Source organism: Micromonospora arida (assembly GCF_003857035.1).
GTDB lineage: Bacteria > Actinomycetota > Actinomycetes > Mycobacteriales > Micromonosporaceae > Micromonospora > Micromonospora arida.
The window spans coordinates 1-2,872 of the sequence record NZ_QGSY01000023.1 but is presented as its reverse complement, the minus strand read 5'-3'; the positions used below and the strand labels follow the sequence as shown (position 1 = coordinate 2,872).

Here is a 2,872-nt window from a genome sequence, read left to right as displayed (position 1 = left end):
GCGCCGGGTCGGCCCGATCGTCGGCGAGCGCGGCGACCGGCCGCGCGCCGCCCGCACGGCCGCCGCTGGTCTCGGTGACCGCCCGATAGGGGTTCAACACCCCAGCGCCGTATGCGCCGCCCCGGCCCGCGCCCGGAGCTGGATCGGCGGTGGCGATGATCCGCTCCGCCACCTGGGCGGCGGTCAGCTCCGGCCGGTACTCCCGCAGCAACGCGGCGGTGGCGGCCACGAAGGGCGCCGCGTAACTGGTGCCTTCGACCCGATGGTGGCCGGCACCGGGTGCAGCGGTCAGCACCTCGCTGCCCGGGGCCACGAGGTCGACGTACGGGCCGGTCTGCGAGAACGTCGCCCGCCCGCCGTCCGCCCCGATCGCGCCCACGCCGAGCACCCCGTCGTAGCCGGCGGGGAACGGTCGGGGGTCCCCGCTGCCGTGCAGGTTGCCGGCAGCGGCCACCAGCACCACGTCCCGGTCGACCGCGTACCGCACGGCCGAACGGACCTCCGGGTCGTCCGCGTACAGCACCACGGACAGGTTCACCACGTCGGCGTCATGGTCGACGGCCCACCGGATGGCCCGGGCGAACTCGTCGGCGCTGACCGTACGCCCCGACTCCCGCCCCTGCACCACCTGCTGCTCACTCACCCGCACCGGCAGGATCCGGGCACCCGGTGCCAGGCCGCGGAAGGCGACATCGGGGCGGGGTGCCGCGACGATGATGCTCGCCACACCGGTGCCGTGCCCGGCGCAGTCCCGACCGCCGTCCCCGCCGGGGTCGAGCAGGTCAGTGCCGGCCAGCACCCGCCCAGCCAGCTGCGGGTGCGCCCGGTCCACCCCGGAGTCGACCACCGCGACGGTCACCCCGGCGCCGGTGGCCAGCGGCGCGAGCCGCGCGGGGTCGTACCGTTGCTGTGGCCAGGGCTTGGCCGCGACCGGCCGGACGGGGGCGAGTGGGGTCGAGCAGGCCGGTGCCGCCCGGAGCCCGGCGGTGGCGGCGACGGTCGGAAGGGCCGGTACGGTCAACAGGCTGGCGGCCAGACCTGCGAGGACCGGGCGCGTGATCGATCGGGACATCGACACCCTCCGTATCGTGTCGGCTCCGGAACGGGATGTTATCCCCTCCTCCGCGCCCTGGCAGGCCGCCGCCGGCCTGCCATTGTGATCTTGGTACCACCTTGTAGGTTGTACGCGATACCTGTGGCCTGTTCTCGGAAGGGGAGGTGGCCGTGACCGCATGGGAGCCGGCCACGGAGGCCGAGGTGGCGATGCGCGACGCGCTGCGCGCCAACGACCAGGAGCTCTACTTCCGGCTCCTGTCCCGCACCGATGTGCTGCTGCCGGTCTCCGCGCCGACGCAGCCCGGCCAGCCACCCGCCGGATGGGGCACCTGGACCACCGGCGGCCGGACCCACGTCCTGGCCTTCACCTCCGCCGCCGCCCTGCGGGCCTGCCTCGGCGATCACGCCGGCGGCAACCGACGCATCCCCTTCGCCGATCTCGCGGCCAGCTGGCCCAACCACGAGTGGTGGCTCGCCGTCAATCCGGGTCTGCCGGTCGAGGGCTACCTGCCGGCCTGGTTCGTGTCGCAGCTCTCCCGAGGCGACGTGCGACTGCCCGGCCGTGCCATGGGTGCCCGCGCTCGCCTGGAGCGGGCCGAGACGTTGGCCCGCACCCGGCCCGGCGTGCCGCCGCGGGACGCCCCGCCAGCCGCTGGACCGCCTCCGGTGACGGGGGCGGCCTCGTCCGGGCCCGAGAGTGCTCCGCTCGCACCCCGAAGGCCCGCGCGGAGCCCGGCCCCTCGGGTGGGTGCCCCGCCGGTGCCGGGTCCGGCGCCCCGGCCACCCGTCCCCGCTGAACCGCCGCGCCGAGGGGGCGAGGAGGACCTGCCCGCCGCCGGTCAGCGGCACCCGACCGAGCCGCCCCGGCCCGCCACGGGCAACGGAGCGCTGCCCCGCACGGGCCGGCCGTCCCGGTTCACCCCGTTGGCGACCGCCGGCCCCACCACCGACCAGGCCGGGCCGGGCGCGGGCTGGCCGGCATCGACCCGGCCGGGCGACGTCGACGGCCCCGCCCCGGGCAACGGCAACGGTGGCCCCCAGGCCGCGCCTCGGCGTTCCTTCTTCGACCCCAGCCCGGTCCGCGACCCGGCCCCGAGCGGGGGACGCCCCGGTGACCGGGCGGCCCCGCCGACCCGGTTCGGACGAGGCAGCCAGCCCTTCCCTCGCCGCCGCCCGGCCGACGCGCCGGCCGACGACGCCGCGACGCGGGCCTTTCCGATGGCGGCGGACCCGGCAGCCACCCAGCCGATACGACGGCCGGAGGGCGGCCTCGGCCCGTCCCGCGCGATGGACTTGCCGCCATCCGGCGAGGAGATCACCCAGCCGCTGCCGCCGCGCCGGCACAACCCGCTGGCTGAGGAGCCCACCCGCGCGTTCCGCATGACCGGTGAGCCTCCCCGGGCCGGTGCGCCTGGGCGGCCATCGGCGGAGGAGACGCAGGCGATCCACCAGGACCGTCCGGGCCGGTTCGAGCCGGCGGAGGATCTCCCGGTGTCCGTCGCGGAACCTGTCTTCGGGCCGCCCGCGCCCCGCCGCGGCTTCACGCCCATCGTCATCGAGGGCACCATCATCGAGTCCCGCGACCTCACCGACCCGGTCGAGAGCAGCGCGCCGGTCGACGCGCCCCGGCGGCCCAGCCCTGCCGAGGCCGCCCCGCCGCCGCCGTTCGGCTCGACGCCCTCCGGTCCGGGCCTGTTCGGTCCGTCGTCGCCCAGCCCCACCGAGGCGGCCGCGCCACCACCGTTCGGCCCGGCGCCCTCCGATCCGGGCGTATTCAAGGCGTCCCCCAGCCCCGCCGAGGCCGCCTCGGTGGGGC

At 77.3% G+C, this 2,872-nt stretch carries 2 protein-coding genes; one reads left to right on the top strand and one right to left on the bottom strand.

Features of this window, described 5'->3' with window-relative positions:
* On the bottom strand, positions 1 to 1,072 hold a 1,072-nt coding region (mycP, locus tag DLJ58_RS00180), incomplete at its 3' end, for a type VII secretion-associated serine protease mycosin (protein WP_124853306.1).
* A 152-nt stretch (positions 1,073 to 1,224) separates the two neighbouring features.
* Between mycP and DLJ58_RS00175 the strand changes: the two genes are divergently transcribed.
* On the top strand, positions 1,225 to 2,872 hold a 1,648-nt coding region (locus DLJ58_RS00175; RefSeq protein ID WP_208740735.1), incomplete at its 3' end, for an SseB family protein.